19 protein-coding genes are annotated in these 24,051 nt (G+C 52.5%); all 19 read left to right on the top strand.

Annotation, left to right across the window (positions count from 1 at the left end; genetic code table 11):
• Window positions 1–114: 114 nt before the first annotated feature.
• The 19 genes from tssH to ACWHWP_RS15870 all read left to right on the top strand — a co-directional run bounded on the left by tssH (window position 115) and on the right by ACWHWP_RS15870 (window position 24,005).
• Window positions 115–2,769 carry a type VI secretion system ATPase TssH gene (gene tssH / locus ACWHWP_RS15960; RefSeq protein ID WP_447855997.1) on the top strand — a complete coding sequence of 885 codons (2,655 nt, stop codon included), beginning with the start codon at window positions 115–117 and terminating at the stop codon, window positions 2,767–2,769.
• On the top strand, window positions 2,766–5,267 hold the full coding sequence (locus ACWHWP_RS15955) for a type VI secretion system Vgr family protein (protein ID WP_447855996.1): 2,502 nt from the start codon (window positions 2,766–2,768) through the stop codon (window positions 5,265–5,267). Before tssH ends, ACWHWP_RS15955 begins: the two co-directional genes overlap by 4 nt.
• 104 nt (window positions 5,268–5,371) lie before the next feature.
• Window positions 5,372–7,042: a lipase family alpha/beta hydrolase gene (locus tag ACWHWP_RS15950; RefSeq protein WP_447855995.1), complete on the top strand. Its 1,671-nt coding sequence runs from the start codon at window positions 5,372–5,374 to the stop codon at window positions 7,040–7,042.
• Entirely contained in the window at window positions 7,039–8,130 is a 1,092-nt protein-coding gene (locus ACWHWP_RS15945; protein ID WP_447855994.1) for a T6SS immunity protein Tli4 family protein, read from the top strand. Before ACWHWP_RS15950 ends, ACWHWP_RS15945 begins: the two co-directional genes overlap by 4 nt.
• 78 nt (window positions 8,131–8,208) lie before the next feature.
• Complete coding sequence (locus ACWHWP_RS15940; RefSeq protein WP_447855993.1) at window positions 8,209–8,727, top strand: hypothetical protein; 519 nt, start codon at window positions 8,209–8,211, stop codon at window positions 8,725–8,727.
• A 116-nt stretch (window positions 8,728–8,843) separates the two neighbouring features.
• Window positions 8,844–9,299: a T6SS immunity protein Tli4 family protein gene (locus ACWHWP_RS15935; RefSeq protein ID WP_447855992.1), complete on the top strand. Its 456-nt coding sequence runs from the start codon at window positions 8,844–8,846 to the stop codon at window positions 9,297–9,299.
• 78 nt (window positions 9,300–9,377) lie between these two features.
• Window positions 9,378–10,469: a T6SS immunity protein Tli4 family protein gene (locus tag ACWHWP_RS15930; protein ID WP_447855991.1), complete on the top strand. Its 1,092-nt coding sequence runs from the start codon at window positions 9,378–9,380 to the stop codon at window positions 10,467–10,469.
• A gap of 77 nt (window positions 10,470–10,546) precedes the next feature.
• A complete protein-coding gene (locus ACWHWP_RS15925) occupies window positions 10,547–11,638 on the top strand; it encodes a T6SS immunity protein Tli4 family protein (RefSeq protein ID WP_447855990.1) in 1,092 nt (363 codons plus the stop codon).
• Window positions 11,639–11,701: 63 nt separating this feature from the next.
• Window positions 11,702–12,271, top strand: coding sequence for a PAAR domain-containing protein (locus ACWHWP_RS15920; protein WP_447855989.1), 570 nt, complete (start codon window positions 11,702–11,704; stop codon window positions 12,269–12,271).
• Between the two features lie 3 nt (window positions 12,272–12,274).
• Window positions 12,275–13,054, top strand: coding sequence for a hypothetical protein (locus ACWHWP_RS15915; RefSeq protein ID WP_447855988.1), 780 nt, complete (start codon window positions 12,275–12,277; stop codon window positions 13,052–13,054).
• The gene (locus ACWHWP_RS15910) at window positions 13,039–13,389 is read left to right on the top strand and encodes a DUF7079 family protein (RefSeq protein WP_447855987.1); all 351 of its coding nucleotides are present in this window, start codon (window positions 13,039–13,041) and stop codon (window positions 13,387–13,389) included. Before ACWHWP_RS15915 ends, ACWHWP_RS15910 begins: the two co-directional genes overlap by 16 nt.
• A 139-nt stretch (window positions 13,390–13,528) precedes the next feature.
• Window positions 13,529–14,653 (top strand): hypothetical protein, encoded by a 1,125-nt coding sequence (locus tag ACWHWP_RS15905; protein ID WP_447855986.1) that lies wholly within the window; start codon window positions 13,529–13,531, stop codon window positions 14,651–14,653.
• Complete coding sequence (locus tag ACWHWP_RS15900) at window positions 14,650–18,087, top strand: ImcF-related family protein (RefSeq protein WP_447855985.1); 3,438 nt, start codon at window positions 14,650–14,652, stop codon at window positions 18,085–18,087. The genes ACWHWP_RS15905 and ACWHWP_RS15900 overlap by 4 nt, the downstream gene beginning before the upstream one ends.
• Window positions 18,087–19,688 (top strand): type VI secretion system protein TssA, encoded by a 1,602-nt coding sequence (gene tssA, locus ACWHWP_RS15895; protein WP_063428824.1) that lies wholly within the window; start codon window positions 18,087–18,089, stop codon window positions 19,686–19,688. Before ACWHWP_RS15900 ends, tssA begins: the two co-directional genes overlap by 1 nt.
• A 40-nt stretch (window positions 19,689–19,728) precedes the next feature.
• Window positions 19,729–21,483: a type VI secretion system baseplate subunit TssF gene (tssF, locus tag ACWHWP_RS15890; RefSeq protein ID WP_063957687.1), complete on the top strand. Its 1,755-nt coding sequence runs from the start codon at window positions 19,729–19,731 to the stop codon at window positions 21,481–21,483.
• Window positions 21,447–22,532 carry a type VI secretion system baseplate subunit TssG gene (gene tssG / locus ACWHWP_RS15885; protein WP_063957686.1) on the top strand — a complete coding sequence of 362 codons (1,086 nt, stop codon included), beginning with the start codon at window positions 21,447–21,449 and terminating at the stop codon, window positions 22,530–22,532. Before tssF ends, tssG begins: the two co-directional genes overlap by 37 nt.
• Window positions 22,510–23,055: a type VI secretion system lipoprotein TssJ gene (tssJ, locus tag ACWHWP_RS15880; RefSeq protein ID WP_447855984.1), complete on the top strand. Its 546-nt coding sequence runs from the start codon at window positions 22,510–22,512 to the stop codon at window positions 23,053–23,055. The genes tssG and tssJ overlap by 23 nt, the downstream gene beginning before the upstream one ends.
• Window positions 23,055–23,510 carry a type VI secretion system baseplate subunit TssE gene (gene tssE / locus ACWHWP_RS15875; RefSeq protein WP_059312046.1) on the top strand — a complete coding sequence of 152 codons (456 nt, stop codon included), beginning with the start codon at window positions 23,055–23,057 and terminating at the stop codon, window positions 23,508–23,510. Before tssJ ends, tssE begins: the two co-directional genes overlap by 1 nt.
• 21 nt (window positions 23,511–23,531) lie before the next feature.
• Window positions 23,532–24,005, top strand: coding sequence for a hypothetical protein (locus ACWHWP_RS15870; RefSeq protein ID WP_059312047.1), 474 nt, complete (start codon window positions 23,532–23,534; stop codon window positions 24,003–24,005).
• Window positions 24,006–24,051: the final 46 nt, after the last annotated feature.

Raw genomic sequence — 24,051 nt, 5'->3', positions numbered from 1 at the left:
GCTTTCAGTAAAGAAACCCACAAACTGCCAGCCCGACCGTATGCGCTTTGGTCTCCCTCACGGGAAACAGCGAGGGGCGGTAGCGTGTCCAGGAACCGACAAAGAGAGAGATTCATGGAAAATCCAGCCATCCTGTTGCGACGTCTGAACCCTTACTGTGCCCGTGCGATGGAAGGTGCTGCGTCACTCTGCCAGACCCGTGCCCATGCGAAAATTTTGCCGGAGCACTGGCTGCTGAAGTTGCTCGAACAGGGGGAAGGTGACCTGACGGTGCTGGCACGCCGCTACGAGTGGGATATGGATGCACTGTGGCAGGATTTGCTCGGCTGGCTGGATAATCAACCTCGTTCGGTACGCCGCCGCCCGCAGTTATCCGCCGATATTCAGAAGCTAATGCAGGAAGCCTGGATGCTGGCCTCACTGGCAGGTGAGCAGAGTATCCGCAGCGTTCACCTGCTGATGGCGCTGACGGAAAACCCGCGACTTGCACGCTGTGACGGTCTGTGGCCCCTGTTGACGCTCGGGATGAGCCAGCTTTCACGTTTGCGCCCGTTGCTGGATGCCCAATCTGATGAGCGTCCGGATCGGCAACTTGAAGCTGAACTGGTAAAGGATCACGGTAGTGAGGTGGAGTTTGTTGGCCGCCCGGCCGGTGCAGAACTGAAAGAAGGTGAGCTGAACCCGGCGCTGCAGAACGCCCTGGATAAATTCACCCTCGACGTCACCGCCAAAGCGAAAGAAGGCAAGATTGATCCGGTGTTCGGTCGTGATACGGAAATCCGCCAGATGGTGGACATCCTCTCCCGTCGTCGTAAAAACAACCCGATCCTGGTCGGAGAACCTGGGGTGGGTAAAACCGCACTGGTCGAAGGGCTGGCGCTCAGAATTGCCGAAGGCAACGTACCGGAATCCCTCAAACCAGTCATCCTGCGCACTCTTGATCTCGGTCTGTTACAGGCGGGGGCGGGCGTGAAAGGCGAGTTCGAGCAGCGCCTGAAAAACGTCATCGATGCGGTGCAGCAGTCACCGGTGCCGATCCTGCTGTTTATCGACGAAGCCCACACCATTATTGGTGCGGGCAACCAGGCGGGGGGCGCGGATGCCGCCAACCTGCTGAAACCGGCACTGGCCCGCGGCGAACTGCGCACTATTGCCGCGACGACCTGGTCTGAATACAAGCAGTATTTTGAGCGCGATGCGGCGCTGGAACGTCGCTTCCAGACGGTGAAAGTGGACGAGCCGGACGACGACATCGCCTGTCTGATGCTGCGTGGCCTGAAATCCCGCTACGCTGAGCACCATAACGTGCACATCACCGACGACGCGGTTCGCGCCGCGGTCACGCTGTCGCGTCGCTACCTGACCGGCCGCCAGCTGCCGGACAAGGCCGTTGACCTGCTGGATACTGCCGCTGCGCGCGTACGGATGGGCCTCGATACCGTGCCAGAACAAATTGTGCGCCTGAAAGCACAGCTGACCGCACTGGCGCTGGAAGAGCAGGCGCTGCTGGAAGATATTGCCGCCGGCAGCAACAGTCATGGCGATCGCCTGGGGGCCATTGAGCAGCAGCGGACTGAACTGACAGCACGTATCGGGGAGCAGGAGGCGCGTTTCAGCAACGAAAAGGCGCTGGCGCAGCAGCTGATGGCCAGCCGGCAGGATATCAGCCAGCAGGCTGAAATTTCCGACCTGCAACAACAGCTGGAGCAGGTGCAGCAGGGAGATATGCTGGTTCAGGTAGATGTGGATGCCCGCACGGTCGCCAACGTTATCGCCGACTGGACCGGTGTGCCGCTGTCTTCCCTGATGAAAGACGAACAGACAGAACTGCTGACCCTGGAAAACGAAATCGGTAAACGCGTGGTCGGCCAGGATGTGGCGCTTGAAGCCATGGCCCAGCGCCTGCGCGCCGCCAAAACTGGCCTGACGTCCGAGAACGGCCCGCAGGGCGTGTTCCTGCTGGTCGGCCCCAGCGGTGTGGGTAAAACCGAAACCGCGCTGGCGCTGGCGGATGTGCTGTACGGCGGCGAAAAATCCCTGATTACCATTAACCTCTCCGAATACCAGGAGCCGCACACCGTATCTCAGTTGAAAGGCTCGCCGCCGGGCTATGTCGGCTACGGGCAGGGCGGGATCCTCACCGAAGCCGTGCGCAAGCGTCCGTACAGCGTGGTGCTGCTCGATGAAGTGGAAAAGGCGCACCGCGACGTGATGAACCTGTTCTATCAGGTTTTCGACCGCGGCTTTATGCGCGACGGCGAAGGGCGTGAAATTGACTTTCGTAATACCGTTATCCTGATGACCTCCAACCTCGGCAGCGACCACCTGATGCAGCTGCTGGATGAACAGCCGGATGCCACCGAAGGCGATCTTCACGAACTGCTGCGTCCGATTTTACGTGACCACTTCCAGCCCGCGCTGCTGGCCCGCTTCCAGACCGTGATTTACCAGCCGCTGGCGGAAGCGGCCATGCGCACCATCGTGGAAATGAAGCTGGCGCAGGTCAGTAAACGCCTGCATCGTCACTATGGCCTGAGCACGCATATTGATGAGAGCCTGTATGACGTGCTGACGGCCGCCTGCCTGCTGCCGGATACCGGCGCGCGCAACGTCGACAGCCTGCTTAACCAGCAAATTCTGCCGGTGTTGAGTCAGCAGTTGCTGACCCGCATGGCCGCCAGACAGAAACCACAGTCGTTACACCTCAACTGGAGTGAGGAAGAGGGTATCGGGCTGGAGTTTGACCGGACACAGGGAGCGCACGCATGAGCAGTAATCCTCCGCTACAATTCAGCCACAGCCATCACCTGCTTTCGGTGAAGGGCTGTGATGCCGGGCTTGATGTGCTGGCGTTTGAGGGCGATGAAGCCCTGAGTAAACCTTTCAGCTACCGTATTGAATTCACCAGCGCTGAGCATGCCATCAGCAAAGAGATGATGCTGATGAAGCCCGGTTCGCTGACGCTGCAGGCCCCGGTTGACCAGGGTTACGGCATTAAGCTGCAGCAGCCGGTGCGGGTGATACAGGGGGTGGTGAGCGGTCTGGAGCGCCTCAGCACCTCAAAAGATGAAACCCGCTACGCGGTAACGCTTGAGCCGCGTCTGGCGCTGCTAAGCCGTTCGCACCAGAACGCCATTTACCAGGACATGTCCGTCCCGCAGATTGTGGAAAAAATCCTGCGCGAGCGCCACGGCATGCGCGGCCAGGATTTTCTGTTTTCGCTCACCCGAGAGTATCCACGGCGTGAGCAGGTGATGCAGTACGGTGAGAACGACCTGCACTTTATCACCCGCCTGCTGGGTGAGGTCGGCATCTGGTTCCGCTTCACCACCGACACGCGGCTGAACATCGACGTGGTGGAATTTTACGACAGCCAGCAGGGGTATGAGAAAGGCCTGACGCTGCCGTCGGTGCCGCCGTCAGGGCAGCACTCGCAGGGCGTGGATTCAGTATGGGACATGGAGAGCCGTCATAACGTGGTGCAGAAGCAGGTCAGCACCCGCGACTACAACTACCGTCAGGCCACGGAGGACATGAACACCCTGGTGGACGCGACCGGCGGGGATGCCACCACCTGTGGTGAGGCCTATCATTACGGCGATAATTATCTGACGCAGGGAAGTGTGTATGACCGTAACCCGGCCCCGGAATCCGGCGCGTTCTATGCCCGCATTCGTCACGAGCGTTACCTGAATGGCCAGACGAAGACCCGGGCCTTCACCAGCTGTCCGACCCTCTCTCCGGGGCAGGTAGTGAAAGTCACCGGTGGTTATGAAGTGGCCGAGGTATTTTCGCAGGGCGTGGTTGTCACGGCGATGCACAGCCATGCGCGGCGTGATGAGGATTTTGGCGTCAGGTTTGAGGGCATCCCGGACAGCACGGATGTTTGTTTCCGCCCGGAGCCAGGTTCACGCCCGGTGATGGCCGGTACGTTACCGGCCCGCGTCACCAGCACCACCGAAAATGACACCTACGGGCATATTGACAAAGACGGGCGCTACCGCGTCAGCATGCTGTTCGACCGGGATAACTGGGAGACCGGGTTCGAGAGCCTGTGGGTACGTCAGTCCCGCCCGTATGCCGGAGACGCCTACGGCCTGCACCTGCCGCTGCTGGCGGGCACCGAAGTGGCGATTGGCTTTGAGGACGGTAACCCGGACAGGCCGTACATCTCCGGTGTGCTGCACGACTCGGCGCACGGTGACCACGTCACCATCCGCAACTACAAACGTAACGTGCTGCGGACGCCTGCGAACAACAAAATCCGCCTCGACGACGAGCGCGGAAAAGAGCATATCAAGGTCAGCACGGAGTACGGCGGCAAGAGTCAGCTGAATCTCGGCCACTTAGTTGACAGCGAAAAACAACAGCGAGGTGAGGGGTTTGAGCTCAGAACCGACAGCTGGGGCGCCATCCGTGCGCAGAAAGGGATTTTTATCAGTGCTGACGGCCAGGCAAAGGCGCAGGGGCAGGTGCTGGAGATGGGAGCTGCGCTGAGTCAACTGCAACTGGCCCTGAACCAGGCCGAGGCCCTGAGCGGTGCAGTTGAAACAGCCAAAGCCGAACTGGCTGATATCCAGGCTCAGAAGGCTCTGCTGCAGCAAACGCTTACCGGTTTGAAGCAATCTGCGTTATTACTCTCTGCTCCGGAGGGCATTGCCCAGAGCACGCCCAAAAGTGTGCAGCTGTCAGCGGGTGAAAATGTTATCAGTACCAGCGGTAAACATACTGATTTCAGCGCACTGAAAAGATTCACCGTGGCGGCCGGGGAGAGGGTGAGTTTATTTGCCCAAAAGCTGGGTATCAAAATGTTTGCCAGCCAGGGGAAGGTGGAGATACAGGCGCAGGGCGATGAGATGACGCTGGATGCGCTGAAAGATATCCGCATCAGCAGCAGCGAAGGTAAGCTTGTCATCAGCGCGAAGCAGGAAATCATTCTCACCAGCGGAGGCGGTTATATCCGTATTGCTGATGGTACCGTGGAGTGCGCTGCACCGGACAAAATTATCCAGCGGGCAGCAGTATGGCAGAAGTTTGGCGGGCAAAGTATGAGCCAGGCGATGCAGAGCTGGGAAAACACTGATTTTGCCATAACGCCTGAAGTCAGAAGATTATCGGATGACTCGCCGGTGGCCGGTCTGAAGCTGGGTTTAACAGGCGGGGATGGCACGCAGCAAAGTTTAGCGACTTCCGCTTCAGGGACCACTGCGGTGCAGAATAATGTAAATGTCGATTCTCTCAACGCCTCTTTGCTGGATAAAACATAAGGCGCTCTGTTATTTCGGAACATATCTTCGGGGAAAGCACAAGGTTGATTGCCCCGAATGTCTTTCTGAAAAGTATTTTCCTGAACGGAAAAAGGACGGAATTTATGGTGAATGAAAATACCACAGGTCATAACAGTAGCCGCTCTATAACCTGTATAAAACCAGAATGGGATGACAGTGGAAAGGTCTACTGGCCCGACATACAGAATCAAAAAAAATCAGAGAATGCTAAAGCCGTTTTGCTTCAGCCGCCTGTCAAAGCGATCCCCGTTATCTTCCTTCCCGGGGTGATGGGGACTAATTTGATGTCAAACAAAGCCTCTCAAACCGAAGATATTTGGCGTGGCGATAGTATGGGAGGAGTATTTCTTAAATGGGCGGGAAAAGACGGAGATCGTAGAAGAAAATTACTTAATCCCGACACCACAAAGGTGGATAACCGTGGGGATATTAACCAGACCATCTATTCTCCGATTTCCGATGATGGGAAATTATTTACAACCCGCCGGGATCGGGGCTGGGGGGAGGTTTTATCCTTCAGCTACGGTAAATTTTTGAGTGTTTTACAAGGTGCACTGTTGGATGACTGGCAGCAGGATCTTGTTAACTACGGCAAATCAGCGCCTGATAAAAAGGGTGTACTAAGCCAGCTAGTCGGCAAATCTTTGTCTGGGGGAAAAGATGCCGAAATTACCGGTGAATCTGTCCTGACCCAGGAAGAACTGAACCATTTTCAGAACTTTTTAATCCCGGTTCACGTTTATGGCTATAACTGGCTGCAGGATAATAAAACCTCGGCGGAAGGGCTGGTCGCCTTTATCGACAGGACGATAAAGCTCTATAACAATTACTGCGGACACGGCATGCCTTTTCCTCCCGGACAGGAAAAAGTCATTATCGTCACCCATTCCATGGGCGGGCTGGTGGCGCGCTATGCGTCCCAGGTCAGCGGAGCAAAAGATAAAATTCTGGGAATAGTTCATGGGGTGATCCCCGACCTTGGCTCGCCGGCGGCGTACCGCCGCATGAAGGTTGGCGCAAAACAGGAAGGCATGGCCGGGGCCGTGCTGGGCAATACGGCAGAAGAGCTGATGCCGGTCCTGGCCAGGGCTCCCGCACCGCTTCAGCTCTTGCCCTCGGCGAAATACCTTGCCGGGACTCCCTGGCTGACCGTGGAAGGGGCTGGCGAAGACGGCAGTGATATTAAATTGCCGCAGACCCGGGATCCTTTCGGTGAAATTTATCTGAATAAAACTCTCTGGTACCGCCTGTATGAGTCCGACATTATAGATATGGATGAGGCAGTTAGTCAGAGTAACTGGACTAACTATGTACGTTTAGTTGATAAGCCTGTCCGCAAGTTTATTTCTCTCATGGATAGTAGAGGCTATCACCCAAATACTTATGCTTTTTACGGCCATAAAATCGCCTCCGACGGCACCCTGGCGTGGCGAAAAACCTCGATCACCTATCCGAAAAATATACATGAGAGTGACAGGCAATTGCCTAATAATTACCGGGAGATCCCTCTACCTTTTAATCGTTCTCAAATGTATGAGGTTACCTCATCAAAAACGCCGGGTGATGGCACAGTCCCGGTAGAGTCGCTGAGCTCTATATGTCGTAACAGCGAAATCAAAAGCGTTCTGGCGACCAGTGTGGACCACCAGGGGGCCTACGACGTCAGCAGCCTAAAGGATATAAAAGACAGGCCAGCCCTGCAGTTTACCCTCAGGGCCATTGTGAAAATGGTTCAGGAGATCCCTATCCCATGAATGCTATTCGGCAGCTTACAGCGTTATCTCTTATGACGGGCAGTATATTTCTCATTGCCCAGGCTATGGCATCCACGCCAGCGCAGAAGGACAATACAGTGATAAATACTTTGTTTACGCAGACCAAACCGCAGTGTATCGGGCGCTACGTGATTGATGTTCCCGAGTCGTTTAACAACCAGCTTCACGATATGATTTTTATCGATGATTTTAAAATTGAAAGCAAGCCGCTCTATCCACCCGCATTTAAACAGCGGGTGCAGTTAAGAGAGCAGGAACTGCGTGATGCTATAAATAAGCCTGAAAATGAGTCTGTAAATGCACCGTTTATAAAAGAAAAAATTGAGTTGCCTGATGGTAAGGGGGTTATTTTTGACAGGAATATTTCAGGAGAAGATGACCTCGGAAGAGTTTTAGAAGCACATGTGTTTGTAAATGCGACAGCTTTTATTATTACGACGGAAATACTTGATTTATCCAGCCCTAAATATAGAGAAAGAAAAAAGACATACATTAAAGCTGGCTTTACCGAGGCTCAAATGAATGAGAAGCCAGCCAAAGTGGCGGCCGTGCAGTCTCTGATATCAAGGTTAAGCGGCAGAAAAGATGAGGACATTCCGTCAGCTAAAGGTGTGTGTATTCCGAATGGGTTTATCCGGGATGATGGCGGAAAACATAAAGAAAGTCTCACATTTCGGTATGAAAATGATGATTTTGTTTTTGGTGTCGATATGGATAACACAATTAAGGGTTCGGGAGACACCCTTTTTAACCGTGATGCGCAAATTAATGAGGCACTTAAAACATCAAATCAGTACACCATAAAGAAAGTGGCACTCTCACCGAACGGTATTCCGGCGGAGTCATGGCTATTTGGTGGTGTCCAAATCATCAGGAATCCGGCAACGGGAAAAGATGAAAAGAACACATTCTATAATTTTATGCTTTATGCTAATGAGCGCGATGCCACACCGGATAAGCCGAATCTTAACATTGGGTTCGGCAGTGAGTATAAAAAAACGCGCTACAGCGAAGCGCAGATGATTGAAATCTGGGACCGGTTGGTAAATTCCCTGCGCTATAAATGACAGGTCAAGATGGAGCCTGGCGTTGCACTCCGTCTCTTCCGAAGAGCCCGCCAGGCGTACAGAAAAGGAGTTCTCACCATGCAATGTATTTGTGTACGTATGGCCTTAGCGTTTGTGGCTGCCGGGATGCTTTGTATTACCCCTGTAACGGCAACCACGCCAGTCCAGAAGGACAGTCCAGTGATAAATAATTTATTTGCGCAAACCAAACCGCAGTGTATCGGGCGCTACGTGATTGATGTTCCCGAGTCGTTTAATAATCAGCTTCACGATATGATTTTTATCGATGATTTTAAAATTGAAAGTAAACATCTTTATCCGCCTGCATTTAAACAGCGGATGCAGCTAAGAGAGCAGGCGCTGCGTGATGCCACGAATAAACCAGGTAACAGACCTGAAAACGCCCCTTTTTTAAAAGAGGTTATTCTTCTTTCTGATGGAAAGGGAGCAATTTTTGATCATAATGAGTCGGGTGCTCCTGATATATACAGGCAACTGGAGGCCCATGTTTATTCAGGCATGATAGCCTTTGTGATTACTACAGATATCCGTGATTTTTCAGACAAGAAGCACCGCGAAAAAAAACCAAATATCTAGCCAGAGGGTTTACTGAGGCCGACGCAAATACCAAACCAGCCAAACTGGCCGCCCTGCAGTCTCTGATATCACGGCTTAGCGGCAGAAAAGATGAGGACATTCCGTCAGCTAAAGGTGTGTGTATTCCGAATGGGTTTATCCGGGATGATGGCGAAAAGCATCTGGAAAAAATTACATTTAGTTATGAAAGTGACGACTTTATTTTAGGTATATATACAAACAATAAATATCCTGGTTCTGAGGACACCCTGTTTAATCGTAGCGCACAAATTAACGAAGCGCTTAAAACCTCAAATCAGTACACCATAAAGAAAGTAGCTCTCTCTCCGAATGGTATTCCGGCGGAGTCATGGTTGTTTGGTGGTATCCAAACCATCAGAAATCCGGCGACGGGGCAGGATGAGAAGAATACATTTTATGATTTTGATTTTAAAGCCAATGAGCGTGATGCTACAGCAGATAAGCCAAGGTTTGGTATTGGACTCACCAGCGAGTATAAAAAAACGCGTTACAGCGAAGCACAGATGATAGAAATCTGGGACCGGCTGGTAAATTCCCTGCGCTATAAATGACAGGTAAAGATGGAGCCTGGCGTTGCACTTCGTCTCTTCCGAAGAGCCCGCCAGACGTACTGAAAAGGAGTTCTCACCATGCAATGTATTTGTGAACGTATGGCCTTAGCGCTTGTGGCTGCCGGGATGCTTTGTATTCCCCCTGTAACGGCATCCACGCCAGTGCAGAAGGACAGTTCAGTGATAAATATTTTGTTTGCGCAAACCAAACCACAGTGCATCGGGCACTATGTGATTGACGTTCCCGAGTCGTTTAATAATCAGCTTCACGATATGATTTTTATCGATGATTTTAAAATTGAAAGCAAACCGCTCTATCCACCCGCGTTTAAGCAGCGGGTGCAGTTAAGAAAGCAAGAGCTGAATGGGGCAATAACTATACCAGGGAATAAACCAGAAAATGCACCCTACATCAAACAAATTATTCAACTGCAGGGCAATAAAGGCGTGATTTTTGATCGAAATGATTCAGGCTCTGCGGATTCATTCCGACATCTGGAAGCGCATGTTTATGTAAATGGTGTTGCATTTATTATTACTACCAAGATCTTAGACTTGTCTGCTGCTAAGTATGAGGAGGAGAAAAAAACATATCTCAATGCTGGTTTCTCCGAGATGGAAACTAACACTAAGCCCACCAAACTGGCAGCCATGCAGTCTCTGATATTACGGCTTAGCGGCAGAAAAGATGAGGACATTCCGTCAGCTAAAGGTGTGTGTATTCCGAATGGGTTTATTCGGGATGATGGCGAAAAGCATCTGGAAAAAATTACATTTAGTTATGAAAGTGACGACTTTATTTTAGGTATATATACAAACAATAAATATCCTGGTTCTGAGGACACCCTGTTTAATCGTAGCGCACAAATTAACGAAGCGCTTAAAACCTCAAATCAGTACACCATAAAGAAAGTAGCTCTCTCTCCGAATGGTATTCCGGCGGAGTCATGGTTGTTTGGTGGTATCCAAACCATCAGAAATCCGGCGACGGGGCAGGGTGAGAAGAATACATTTTATGATTTTGATTTTAAAGCCAATGAGCGTGATGCTACAGCAGATAAGCCAAGGTTTGGTATTGGACTCACCAGCGAGTATAAAAAAACGCGTTACAGCGAAGCACAGATGATAGAAATCTGGGACCGACTGGTAAATTCCCTGCGCTATAAATGACAGGTCAAGATGGAGCCTGGCGTTGCACTTCGTCTCTACCGAAGAGCCCGCCAGACGTACTGAAAGGAGTTCTCACCATGCAATGTATTTGTGTACGTATGGCCTTAGCGTTTGTGGCTGCCGGGATGCTTTGTATTACCCCTGTAACGGCATCCACGCCAGTGCAGAAGGACAGTCCAGTGATAAATACTTTGTTTGCGCAAACCAAACCACAGTGCATCGGGCACTATGTGATTGACGTTCCCGAGTCGTTTAATAATCAGCTTCACGATATGATTTTTATCGATGATTTTAAAATTGAAAGTAAACCTCTCTATCCGCCTGCATTTAAACAGCGGATGCAGCTAAGAGAGCAGGCGCTGCGTGATGCCACTAATAAACCAGGTAACAGACCTGAAAACGCCCCTTTTTTAAAAGAGGTTATTCTTCTTCCTGATGGCAAGGGAGCAATTTTTGATCATAATGAGTCGGGTACTCCTGATATATACAGGCAGCTGGAGGCCCATGTTTATTCAGGCATGATAGCCTTTGTGATTACTACAGATATCCGTGATTTTTCAGACAAGAAGCACAGCGAGAAAAAAACTAAATATCTAGCCAGAGGGTTTGCTGAGGCTGACGCAAATACCAAGCCAGCCAAACTGGCCGCCCTGCAGTCTCTGATATCACGGCTTAGCGGAAGAAAAGATGAGGACATTCCGTCGGCTAAAGGTGTGTGTATTCCGAATGGGTTTATCCGGGATGATGGCGGAAAGCATAAAGAAAGTCTCACATTTCGGTATGAAAATGATGATTTTATTTTTGGTGTCGATATGGATAACACAATTAAGGGGGCGGGAGACACCCTGTTTAACCGTAGTGCGCAAATTAATGAGGCACTTAAAACATCAAATCAGTACACCATTAAGAAAGTGGCGCTCTCACCGAACGGTATTCCGGCGGAGTCATGGCTATTTGGTGGTGCCCAAATCATCAGAAATCTGGCGACGGGGCAGGATGAGAAGAATACATTTTATGATTTTGATTTTAAAGCCAATGAGCGTGATGCTACAGCAGATAAGCCAAGGTTTGGTATTGGACTCACCAGCGACTATAAAAAAACGCGTTACAGCGAAGCGCAGATGATTGAAATCTGGGATAGGCTAGTGAATTCCCTTCGTTATAAGTAGCGCTGGTAAAATTAGTCATGCTTTCCGTATACATCCACAATATTTGAAAATAGAGGATGCGCAATGAGTGTCGGTTATTTTTTAAGAGTCGGTGATAGCACCACCTGTGGTGGGAAGATCCTTACCGGCGATCCAACATTTCAATGGTATGGCGTTTCTGCTGCCAGAGAAGGAGATATGGTTAACTGCGGTAAGCACCCGGGAACGTACAAAATCTTAGGCGGAGCTGCGGATACATTCGATGGAGGCCAGGTTCTGGCGGGGTCACTTGATAGCTTTAGTTCCTGCCCATGTCACGCGAAATTTATCCCCGGTATTCCGGATAGCTACTCCAGGGATGATGCAGGGGGATTGGAAAAAACAATCTCCACTGTTACAGAGACTAATTCTGTAGTGGATAATTTATGGATAAGCTTTGCTTTGCCAAAAACTGAAAATTATTCAGGCCTTAATTATCGTTTGACAATGGATGATGGCAGCGTACATAAAGGGATGTTCGATGAAAATAACAAGGTATATATTCCTTCTGTTTCTGCCAGATCCTGTATTTCTGTTGAAATTGAAAGTCCGGGTAATGATAACAGCGTTTGTGAAAGTTTGACCAGCCAACTATTGAAGAATATTATGGGGTGATTAATGGACTATATGATCATTAAAGGTCTGTATGAGGCCGGGCAAGAGCATGAGTTGGAATCCCCTGTGTTGGATAATGCAATTGCGGCTCTTGAGGGCGCCGCTATCAAGTTTTCTACTGATACTATCAACGATGCCAATGTCAGGACCAGTTACACATCAAATATTAAAAGAGTTACATTAGAAGTAAAGGAAATGGTTAAAGCCAGGAAAATAACGGTAAAAGAAGCTTCTGAATTTTGCTATGAGATGAGAAACAAAATTCTTGAGGAGCACAGAAAATACACCTCATCAACAGGATTGTCATTTGCTGAAAAGCATAAAAAAACCCCCCCAAAATTAGATGACCTATACGATAAGTATGCTTTTAAAAAATTCGAACGTTCTTTTAAAGAGTTAACTGCACAGCAGAGAAATTCTATTCATTACGAAATTATTGAGTCATCTGCACGAGGCAATCCTAAATTTAATGCATCAAACAAAAGACTAAAGGTAATGGGAAAGGTTGGTGTTTTAATAACGGCGTCACTGGCAACCTATGAAATACTAAATGCTGAAAATAAACCTAAAGAAGCGATAAAACAGGGGGTGCAAATTGGTGGTGGTGTCGCTGGTGGGTGGTTAGCAGGGCTCGCCGTAGCGCCACTTTGCGGGCCGGGAGCTCCGGTCTGTGCAATTGCACTAGTTTTATTAGGTAGCGCTGCAGGTGGTATAGTTGGTTCGGTAGTCGCTGATAGTCTGGATGAGGAAATTGAGGAGTTCACAACGTGGAAGATAAACTAGTTTACTTCAATTTGTGTGGCGTACTATCAGATATATTTGTAGATAACGAAGTTGATTTCAAATATATCTCCTCAATAGCAAAAAAATTCCCTGTCGCTATAGTTGAAGAAATTTTGTTTGAATGGGTTGCCCCTGTTTGTTACACCAACCTCCTGACGCCTGCACCTTCTGTATGGAGCGGGTTTGATAAAAAATCTTTATGGATTGATATTTGCGACTATAGGAATAAAAAGAGTTTTGCCGCAAAATGTAAGCATAAGTTGCTCGTGTCTATTCTCAAAATAACTTACAGGAAAGAATGGCGGACTCTGAAAAATGAAATGCTACAGAGCTAACTCTAAAATATCGCATGGTTATTCTTTTATTTGATTTTTTAATGAATAGCATGACATTCATTTAATCTGGAACGTTGTGCATGATTCTTTTAATTTCTTTTTTAGTCTTTAATAAAACATACAAATATCGAGTTTTACTATGGCATGGCCTATACCTGAGATACCTGATAAAAAATCTTTTCCACCACCAAAGTTCTGGTTCTGGATTATAGTATTGGTACTGATGTTAATAGTGGGTGCTATTTTCAGCTTATGGATCTGGAATAAGGCAACTTATGCTGAAGTTTTCTTCTATGGTGTTCTCCCTGCATTGTTGATTTGGTTATGCTTATTCGGGGTGCTGTTTAATCGCTACGAGCAGTCTGTCGCAGCTAGACGGGCATGGGATTTCGAAAGGGAACAAACCAAAGCTGAATGGCGCAACTGGAGTCGACAGCAGCTGGCCGTAGTTGGTAATGTTTTGTTTTCTCCGGAAGAGAAAGGAATGGAGGCACTATTGGACGAGTTGGAAAAGGTTCCTGCATTTCCTAAAAAAGCTCGTCCATTATTCAACTCCCAGCATAGCTTTCAAGATTTTATGAAGGAAACAGACAGAAAGCTGGAGTTGCAACATCCCGGATATCGTTATTCCCTGCACTCTGTTTATGTTTACCAGTCGCCAGAACTGATTGACGAAAAACGCATTGAGTTAATTTCTCAACAATGGGATCTCATTCCCAATTTAATTTATTCCATGAAGACTATAGATTCTTTCTATGATGAAAAGAATTTTGACGGGCTGATATTAATGCTTTGTCTTCAGGACTGGCCTCATCGGCGCAGCGGGCAGTCAAGTGAGTTTATTTCTGCTCAGCTCCTTACGTCATCTGCTTATGCTCATCAGCATTCATTGCCTGTTATCGCTGGCATAACTCGTACGATGCCATTGGAAGAGGGTAAGCTAAGCAATGAGTTAGATATGTTATTCGAATATGTTCAGCCCGATAAGCAGAGTCTGGAATACGTTTGGCTGTTGGGAGCGGCTGAGAAATCTGCTACAGAAATAATGCAATATGCAACTCTTCATCACTGGCCGCTGCCAGAGAAAAGACCTCTGCATTCTATCGATCTCTCCTTTGGACCTCCCGGAGAGATGGCCTTGCCACTTTCCCTTGCGATGCTGGCCGAGGCCGCCAATAAAACGGGTAAGGATCAACTGCTGGTAAATCAGACGCCGCAGAAAACAGGGACACTTTGCTTGATTGCCAGGGAGCTTTACGCATGACCGAACGAAAAATAATACCAAATGCACGCTATGGCTCATGGGGGTACTTTCTTCTGATTGTCGGTCTGGCGGGGATAATCGCATTTTTAATTTTTATCAATCAGGAGAGTTTGAACAACCTTGGGATTTCAACTCAAAAAATCTGGACGATTTGGGGAACTGTGTTTGCCGTTTTACTCTTTGGCCTGATTGGCTCACCTGTTTGGTGGCGATGGAAGCAGAGAAGAAATCAGGCTGTCTATAAGCCGCAGGTGTCAGGGGAAAAGCTCGCTCCTTCCTCAGTTGCGGGCGGTTACAGTGGTCAATTATTCTCCAGTCTTAAAAATCATCTTCGAATTCGTTACAGATTTTTCTGGCGCAACAAAGTCCGTCTCCTGCTCGTCACCGGCGACGAAACTGGCATCAATCAGTTAGTACCCAACCTGCAGGCCAGCCACTGGCAGGAAGGTAACCGTACGGTCCTGATTTACGGTGGCAGCCTTGCGGCAGATATCGACGCGGAAAAATATGCCTCACTTCGCAAATTGCGTCGTGGCCGTCCTCTGGACGGTATCGTCCGGGTAATAGGCGAAGGCCAGAACCTTACCCCGCAAATGAGCGACAACGATCTTCGCGGTCTGGAGAAAATCAGCGAGGCGCTGCGCTATTCCGCCCCGGTTTATCTCTGGCAACTGTGCGACAGCGCATGGTCGCAGGCGGCGCGTCAGCCTCAGGCTGTCGGCGTGACGCTGCCGCTGCGGGCGATACCGGACGAGGTGACGGCTCAGCTCAATAGCCTGCTGCCGCAACTGCGCGAGCAGGGGCTGTCACAAATTGCGGATAACAACCGCTACGATTTTTTACTGCGTCTGGCGCAGCAGTTTGAGCAAGGGGCCAGCCCAGGCTGGGCCGCCCGGCTGACGCCGTGGCTGTTCAGTTCACAGCAGCGGGTGCCGCTGCGTGGGCTGGTATTCAGCCTGGACGGAAAAGAAGAGCCTTCCGCCGAAGCCCTTAAAGTAGCATCGCTTCCTTCGCATAAACACGCGCTGACGTTCCCGGCCAGCTGGCAGGGCGTTATCGACGATTGCACCCGCCTACGTGGCCGCCGTGTCGGTATGGCGTGGGAACAGACGCTTGCCTGGATGCTGATGGCCCTTATCGGTGTCTGGGGGGCGGGGACGCTGCTGTCGTTTGCCGTTAACCGATCACAGATAGTTTCTGTTGCGCAGCAGGCTCATGCCCTGGTGGAGCACCCTTCCGTATCGGATTACCAGCTGACGGCCCTGCATACCCTGCGTAATGATGCCGGCCGGCTGCAGCACCATGTTCAGGAGGGGACGCCGTGGTATCAGCGCTTTGGTCTGGATCATAACCAGCAACTGCTCGACGCCATGCTGCCCTGGTACGGCGTGGCGAACAACCGCCTGATACGCGACCCGGCAAATGAGGCGCTTAAGCAGAAGCTCAACGCTCTGGCAAACTCTGCACCCAACAGCGACCAGCGGGCGCAGCTGGCGAAACCAGGTTATGACCAGTTGAAAGCCTGGCTGATGATGGCCCGTCCGGATAAAGCCGATGGCGCATTCTACGCACAGACCATGAAAACCGTGCAGCCGACGCGAATGGGCATCTCAACCGGCCTGTGGCAAAGCCTGTCGCCGGATTTGTGGGCCTTCTACATCGCCGAACTGCCAGAGCAGCCACAGTGGAAAATCACGCCGGATTCGCAGCTGGTCAGTCAGAACCGTCAGGTTCTCTTACAGCAGATAGGGCGGCGCAATGCGGAAAGCACGCTGTATGAGAATATGCTCAAATCCGTACGCCGTAACTTTGCCGATGTGTCCCTGGAAGACATGACCGGCGGTACCGATGCCCGCCGCCTGTTTACCACCGATGAAGTGGTGCCGGGTATGTTCACCCGTCAGGCCTGGGAAGGAGGCATTCAGCAGGCTATCGAAAAAGCCGCCAACTCCCGCCGGGATGAAATTGACTGGGTGCTCAGCGACAGCCAAAAAGCGGTTTCCTCAGATTTGTCGCCGGAAGCCTTGAAAACGCGTCTGACGCAACGTTACTTCACCGACTTTGCCGGCAGCTGGCTGAGCTTCCTCAACAGTCTGCGCCTTAATCCGGCGAACAATATTGCAGACGTTACTGACCAGCTGACGCTGATGAGTGATGTCCGCCAGTCGCCGCTGATTGCCCTGATGAACACCATTGCCTGGCAGGGACAGACCGGCCAGAAGAGTGAAGGGCTGTCAGACTCCCTCATCAAGTCGGCAAAAGACCTGGTCGGGGGAAAAGATAAACCGGTGATCGATCAGTCAGCCTCAGGCCCGCAGGGGCCGCTGGATGAAACCTTTGGACCGCTACTGACACTGATGGGTAAAAACAAAGGCAGCAACGTCATGTCGGCTGACAACTCCCTGAGCCTGCAGACGTATCTGACCCGCATCACCCGCGTGCGTCTGCGCCTGCAGCAGGTGGCCAGCGCCTCTGACCCGCAGGAGATGATGCAGACTCTGGCGCAGACCGTATTCCAGGGCAAAAGCGTGGACCTGACCGACACCCAGCAGTACGGAAGTCTGATTTCGGCAAGCCTTGGCGAAGAGTGGAGTGGCTTTGGCAGCACGATGTTTGTGCAGCCGCTGGCTCAGGCCTGGGAAACCGTGCTTCAACCGTCGGCGGCGAGCCTGAATGACAAGTGGAGCCGCTCTGTGGTGGTGAACTGGCACACGGCATTTGACGGGCGCTTCCCGTTTGCTGTTAGCAAAAGTGATACATCTCTTCCGATGCTGGCTGAATTTGTGCGTAAGGACAGTGGACGCATTGAGCGCTTCCTGACGACAGAGCTTAGCGGCGTGTTGCACAAGGAAGGCAGCCAGTGGGTGCCGGATAAGGTCAACAGCCAGGGACTGAACTTTAACCCGGCTTTCCTGCGGGCGGTTAATCAGCTGAGCCAGCTGTCGGACATTTTGTTTACCGACGGCAGTCAGGGCATTACCTTTGAACTGCAGGCGCGTCCTGTACCACAGGTGGTGGAGACGCAGCTGACAGTTGATGGACAAAAGCTGCACTACTTCAACCAGATGGCTGACTGGCAGTCCTTCCGCTGGCCTGGTGACACCTACAAACCGGGTACCATGCTTACCTGGACTTCAACCAGCGCGGGCGCGCGTCTGTTCGGCGATTACAGCGGCACCTGGGGCTTTATTCGCTGGCTGGACCAGGGCAAGCGCCAGCAGCTTGACCGCAGCCAGTGGATGATGAGCTTCACCGCTCCGGATGGTCGAACCCTACAGTGGGTCCTGCGTTCACAGCTGGGCAGCGGGCCGCTGGCGTTACTGGCACTGCGCGGCTTCACTCTGCCGGATCAGATATTCAGTGTCGACAGCGCGGCTACGGCTCAGGCGCTGATGGCCAACACGGATAACAGTGATATGGACGGAACCGAATAATGGACTCTTTAAGGAATCTGGTTACTGCCTGTCAGGCGGATGAAAACCTGCTGCGACAGCAGGCGCAGTTACGCACGGAAAGCTGGCAGCCCTGGCTTGCCCCAGTCAGTAATACCTCTCTGACGGGAGAGGATCCGGGATATGACGATGACTTCCAGCGTATTCGGGAGGAGGTCAATAAACTTTCCGGCATCGATACCGGGCTGATATGCACGCTTACCGAAAAATTGCTGACTACTATTACCAAAGATATCCGGATTGCCACCTACTACTGCTGGGCGCGGCTGCATCAGGACGGCGAAACCGGCTTTGCCGAAGGGCTTGAGCTGCTGGCTGGATTACTGCAGCGCTACGGAGCGCAACTTCATCCGCAGCGTGAGCGAAGCCGTAAACCGGCGCTGGAATGGCTCGCTGGCTCTCGTCTGCTCGACAGCCTGTCACTCTGGCCGGAAGTCGTACGCGACGATGCTCAGCGCACGACGGGGGCGCTGCTGCTCATCCGCGACAGTCTGGAGACAGAGCCGGAGGCGTCACGGCCGGAGCTGAACGCACTGTACAGTGCGCTGGAATCTCGTCTGATGAAGGCTGGTGGCGTGGATGCCGTGGTGCCTCAGAATGCAAGCGACAAGTCTCAGCCATCGATCTCATCGCACACGACAGAATATGACGCACCGGTTCTGAGCCGCATCACGTCCGGTCAGGATTTACTGGCCCAGGCCCGTACCCTGACGGGGTATCTGCGCGAACAACCAGATGGCTGGCTTGCCGCACACCGGCTGATGAAAAGTCTGCGGCATGACACGCTGAGAGCTATTCCGGCACCGGATGCCGAAGGAAAAACGCGCATCGAACCGCCGCGGGCTGACCAGCGGGCAATGCTCAAACGTCTGTATCTGCAGCAGAGCTGGCTTGAGATACTGGAGCAGGCGGACAGTACCTTCTCGCGCGGTGCCAATCACCTCTGGCTGGATTTACAGTGGTATATCCATCAGGCCCTGATGAAGTCGGGGCAGGATGTGCTGGCCGACATCATCATTGCTGATCTGAAAGGGCTGCTGCGCCGTCTCACCGGACTTGAAACGCTGGCGTTTAATGACGGTACGCCGTTTGCCGATGAGGTCACGCTGAACTGGATAAACCAGAGCGTACTGGACGAAATGTCCGGCTGGCGCGATGAACCGGTCAGTGCCGTGAGCGGGGCGGATAACGATATCCTGGCACTCGAACCGGAAGCGCTGGAGAAAGCGGACACTGACGGTCTGGACGCCACACTCCACTGGCTGCAGACACGCCCGGGTACGGACTCCACGAAAGATAAATGGCTGCTGCGTCTGCTGATGGCTCGCGTGGCCGAGCAGAAGGGCAGGAATGAACTGGCGCTGCATCTGCTGGGTGAACTTGATGGTGCAGCGGAATCAATCACCCTTACGCAGTGGACACCGGCGCTGCTGTTTGAAGTGAAATCTCGCCGTCTCAGGCTGCTGCGCATGAAAGCCGCCCGCAGTGAAACCGATAAGTCACGGCTTCAGCCTGAGATGGACCAGCTTCTGGCCGGTCTGATTGCACTTGACCCGGCAGGCAGTGCGGTACTTTGCGGGTAAAACGCCTGGCACACCTTTAAAACTCAATATTCAGGTTTTTATGGACGATTTAACCTTGCGTTACTACGACGCTGAAATGCGCTACCTGCTTGAAGCCGGCGAAGAGTTTGCCCGTGCTCACCCCGAGCAGGCTGCAATGCTTAACCTCGATAAAGCCGGGGCGCGCGACCCGTACGTGGAACGCCTGTTCGAAGGCTTTGCCTTCATGATGGGCCGCCTGCGAGAGAAGCTCGATGATGACCTGCCTGAGCTGACCGAAGGGCTGGTCAGCCTGCTGTGGCCGCATTACCTGCGCACTATTCCGTCGATGTCGGTGGTGGAATTCACCCCTGACTGGCGCGAGATGAAAGAGCCGATGCGTATTATCAAAGGTTTCGAAGTGTACTCGCGGCCGATCGGGGATAAGGGCACGCGCTGCCGGTACACCACTACCAAAGAGATTATCCTTCAGCCGCTGTCGCTGGAGCATGCCCGCCTGTCGACTGACTCTGACGGGCGTTCGGTTATTAGCCTGCGGTTTAACTGCAGTCATCTTGCCGACTGGAGCCGTGTCGATCTCAGCCACATCCCGTTCTACTTTAACGCTGATGCACCGCTGGCCTGCGCCATGCATGAAGCCTTTACCACGAACACGGCGCGCCTGTGGCTGCGCATGCCGGGTGACGTGGACAGAAGACCGCTCGACGGGTATTTCACCGCGCTGGGGTTTGGTGATGATGATGCTCTGTGGCCGAAGGGGGACAGCAGCTTCAGCGGCTACCAGCTGCTGCTGGAGTATTTCACTTTTCGCGAGAAATTCATGTTCTCGGGTCTGCGCGGGCTGGAGACCGTGGCTTTTCCGGCAGAGCTCCCGTGGTTCGAAATCGACGTGGTGCTGGCAGAATGCTGGGAGCATGATTTCAGCTTTACCGAAAAACATCTGCGCCTGAACTGTGTGCCGGTGATTAACCTGTTCCCGCTGGAATCCGATCCGCTAACGATCAACTCTCTGCAAACCGAATACATGCTGCGCCCGATGCGCGTGCAGGATGGCCATACCGAGATATACACGGTGGATTCGGTGATGTCATCGAGCCAGCATACCTATGTGCCGTTCTCAAGCTTCCGTCACAAAGGCGGAATGATGCGACATGAAGCGCCGGAATACTACTACCACACCCGCGTGCGCCGTGGCCCGTCGGGACTGCATAACACCTGGCTTATTCTTGGTGGTGAAGCCTTTGATAACCACACGGTACCGGAAAACGAGAGCCTGTCGCTGACGCTCACCGGCACCAACGGACAGTTGCCACGCCGTGCGCTGCAGAGCACGGTGCTCGATACGGTGATGAAAACGACCTCCGCCAGCATCGCGGTGCGTAACCTCTGTGCGCCAACGCTGCCCTGCTACCCACCGGCGCAGGACCGTTTCCACTGGCGCGTGCTGAGCCACCTCGGCAGCGGATTCCTGTCGATGATGGACAATGCCGACGTGCTGCGCGGGACCCTGGCTCTGTATGAATGGACCGATAGCGAGATGAACCGCCGCCGCCTGGAAGCCATCATTGACGTAAAGCACAGTGAAACGGAGCGCTTTGAGCAGGGCTATCTGGTCCGTGGTGTGCAGATTGAAGTGACGCTCGACAGCCATGGCTTTGCCGGGCGCGGCGACATCTGTCTGTTCGGCGAAATGCTGAGCCGCTTCTTTGCGCTTTACACCGACATCTATCTGTTTAACCGCCTGATTATCATTCTGCAACCGACCGGAGAGCGCCTGGAATGGGAAGAGAAGCACAACCGCCGCATCCCCGGCTGACTCCGCGGCTGGAAGCCGACCTGCACCGCATTAATTTTTACCGTTTATGCCAGCTGCTGGAGAAGCGTAACCCGGGCAGGCCGCTGATGGGCTCGACCAGCCACCCCGCAGATGACCCGGTACGCTTTGCGCCGCATCCGGGGATGGGGTTCCCGGCCAGCGAGCTGAAAACCGTTGAATATGACGAGGATGATGACAGCAAACCACCGGTTATTCGTGCCACGTTTATGGGGATGTACGGTGTCGACTCCCCGCTTCCGACGGCCTATCTCGATGATATAACCCAGCGCCGCGAAGGTCATGAAGCGTTGCAGGGTTTCCTCGATATTTTCAGCCACCGGATCCTGACGCAGTTTTACCGCATCTGGCGAAAATACTCCTATCCGGCCTCGTTTGAGCCTGGTGGAACCGACAGCATTTCACAGTCGCTGCTGGGTCTGGTGGGACTGGGCATACCGGGCACTGCAAACCACATTGCCACACCGGTATCGAGGTTTCTGGCGCTGCTTGGCGTACTGCGTCAGCCCGGCAAAACCCAGGAGGGCGTGCAGGCACTGGTGAGCCTGCTGGCCCCGTATACCATCGTCAGGGTCAGTCCTTACTGCCTGCGTCCGGTGGAGGTCAGTCAGCCACTGGGCTTTTACGGCGATGATGATTTACTGCTGGACGGCAATACGCCGTTGGGTGACGAGGCGATGGACGCGGGCAGTCAGTTGCTGGTTGCGCTCACCACGGACAACGAACAGGAAGCGCAGGGCTGGAAGCCGGATGGTCTGCTCTATAAGGATTTTCTGGTGATGCTGCGTGTTTATCTCGGCTGGCGCTTTAAGGCAAAAATCACGCTGACCACCCAGACTCGCCTGTTGGCCGTGCCTCCTCTGGGAGACGGCCCTTTCTGGCTGGGCATGAACGGTGTTCTGGGAGCTGAAGGCGATGAATCTCCGGCGGATATTCCTGAGACCTTTACCACCGAACTGGGTTACTACACCGGGCTGGAGCCCACAATACGACAACAAGGAAACCAACGTGTTACGTACAAGTTTGATTAAACCCGCGTGCTGGCTACCTGCTTTGCTGGCGTTCAGCCTGACGGGGTGTGGGGTGACGCAGGGCATCACAGATGGCACCAGATCGGCATTTAACTCCGTGTTTTACAAAAAGATTAAGGTGCTACATCTGGATTTCACGGCGCGTGAAGCGCTAAACACAGATTCCCGCGAGAGTAACTCACTCTCCGAGCCAGTGGTAGTCCGTGTTTATCAACTGAAAGACCGCAAAGCATTTGACAAGACGGTCTATCAGCAGCTCCTCATGGACGGCGACACGATCCTGAAAGCCGACCTGCTGGCAACCCGCGACGTGGTGGTAAAGCCGGGTGGGGATGCGAATCTTGATATGCCCATGGAAGAGGGCGCACAGTTTGTTGCGGTGGTAGGGCAGTTCCGCCATCCGGATATCGTCAACAACACCTGGAAGCAGGTAATTCAGCGCGAAGACCTTGACCCGGATAAGCCGCGCATTCTGGAGGCGGGAAATAACCACCTGGCGTTACAGCCACTAAAGGAGGACTGATGCCACAGGGACACAACACGCCATCGCTGTATGAAATGCTGAGCGGTAATTTCGCAGGTGGCCTGAGCCTCAGTCATGTCAGTGAACAGAATCAGGTGATTTTATCGGTACTCGATAACATGCAGCGGGTGCTCAACTGCCGTGCCGGCACGCTGGCGCACTTGCCGGACTACGGCCTGCCGGACATGACCAAAATCCTGCAGGGGATGCCGGGTACGGCGCATGAATTGATAGGGACCTTATCGTCTGTTCTGCTGAAGTACGAGCCGCGGCTTAAGAAAATCGATGTTGTTCTGCTTGAGCAGGATATTCCCGGTGAAATACGTTATGCCATAGATGCCGAGCTGAAAGGCATCGGCCTGGTGCGCTACGGTACGGAATTTATGCCCGAAGGGCGCGTGCTGATACGCCACCTCAAACAGCAACATTATCTTAACGCACGGACCCGCCTTTAATCTCCTGACGGACAGCATAGCATGTCGGCAAAATCACGATTTTTTAAAAAACTGCAGGACCAGTCCCCCCGCAACGAAGCCTTTAACACGAAAGCCGAAGCGGATATCGCGGCGTTTCGCCAGCGAATCAGCCAGCTCCAGGAGTCCATGGAGACATGGCTTGCCGGAACAGGGATTCGCACTGAAACCACAGCCAACTCCCTGGTTGAATTTCTCATTGGCGGGAGCGCGTTTTCGGTTCCGGGTATTACTCTGCATTACGGAACGCGGAGTATCCGGTTTACTCCCATTTTTCTGTACGGACAGGGCGTGACCGGCTGTATTGAGGTCTGTCTGTATACCGGAGCCGATATCAGGCCCCGGTACCGTCTGTTTATGCGCAGTGGCAGGCAAAATGACTGGACCTGGTGTCCGGCCGGAGCGCAGAACGGAAATCCTGCCCGGTTTGATGAAGAGACATTTTTTACGATGATCGACTCTTTGCTTCCGGAGTAACCACTGCCTCTGGCTCTGAGCCTGGCTCACGTTTATGCCCACGGAC

Source organism: Enterobacter sp. WI-ESBL-E8 (assembly GCF_053364895.1).
Note: the sequence above shows the minus strand (reverse complement) of the source record. Positions and strands in the feature narration are given on the sequence as shown.

What these genes read in the sequence shown, in the direction of transcription:
- tssH (WP_447855997.1), top strand. Translation starts at nt 115, where the DNA reads ATGGAAAATCCAGCCATCCTGTTGCGACGTCTGAACCCTTACTGTGCC.
- ACWHWP_RS15955 (WP_447855996.1), top strand. Translation starts at nt 2,766, where the DNA reads ATGAGCAGTAATCCTCCGCTACAATTCAGCCACAGCCATCACCTGCTT.
- ACWHWP_RS15950 (WP_447855995.1), top strand. Translation starts at nt 5,372, where the DNA reads ATGGTGAATGAAAATACCACAGGTCATAACAGTAGCCGCTCTATAACC.
- ACWHWP_RS15945 (WP_447855994.1), top strand. Translation starts at nt 7,039, where the DNA reads ATGAATGCTATTCGGCAGCTTACAGCGTTATCTCTTATGACGGGCAGT.
- ACWHWP_RS15940 (WP_447855993.1), top strand. Translation starts at nt 8,209, where the DNA reads ATGCAATGTATTTGTGTACGTATGGCCTTAGCGTTTGTGGCTGCCGGG.
- ACWHWP_RS15930 (WP_447855991.1), top strand. Translation starts at nt 9,378, where the DNA reads ATGCAATGTATTTGTGAACGTATGGCCTTAGCGCTTGTGGCTGCCGGG.
- ACWHWP_RS15925 (WP_447855990.1), top strand. Translation starts at nt 10,547, where the DNA reads ATGCAATGTATTTGTGTACGTATGGCCTTAGCGTTTGTGGCTGCCGGG.
- ACWHWP_RS15920 (WP_447855989.1), top strand. Translation starts at nt 11,702, where the DNA reads ATGAGTGTCGGTTATTTTTTAAGAGTCGGTGATAGCACCACCTGTGGT.
- ACWHWP_RS15915 (WP_447855988.1), top strand. Translation starts at nt 12,275, where the DNA reads ATGGACTATATGATCATTAAAGGTCTGTATGAGGCCGGGCAAGAGCAT.
- ACWHWP_RS15905 (WP_447855986.1), top strand. Translation starts at nt 13,529, where the DNA reads ATGGCATGGCCTATACCTGAGATACCTGATAAAAAATCTTTTCCACCA.
- ACWHWP_RS15900 (WP_447855985.1), top strand. Translation starts at nt 14,650, where the DNA reads ATGACCGAACGAAAAATAATACCAAATGCACGCTATGGCTCATGGGGG.
- tssA (WP_063428824.1), top strand. Translation starts at nt 18,087, where the DNA reads ATGGACTCTTTAAGGAATCTGGTTACTGCCTGTCAGGCGGATGAAAAC.
- tssF (WP_063957687.1), top strand. Translation starts at nt 19,729, where the DNA reads ATGGACGATTTAACCTTGCGTTACTACGACGCTGAAATGCGCTACCTG.
- tssG (WP_063957686.1), top strand. Translation starts at nt 21,447, where the DNA reads ATGGGAAGAGAAGCACAACCGCCGCATCCCCGGCTGACTCCGCGGCTG.
- tssE (WP_059312046.1), top strand. Translation starts at nt 23,055, where the DNA reads ATGCCACAGGGACACAACACGCCATCGCTGTATGAAATGCTGAGCGGT.
- ACWHWP_RS15870 (WP_059312047.1), top strand. Translation starts at nt 23,532, where the DNA reads ATGTCGGCAAAATCACGATTTTTTAAAAAACTGCAGGACCAGTCCCCC.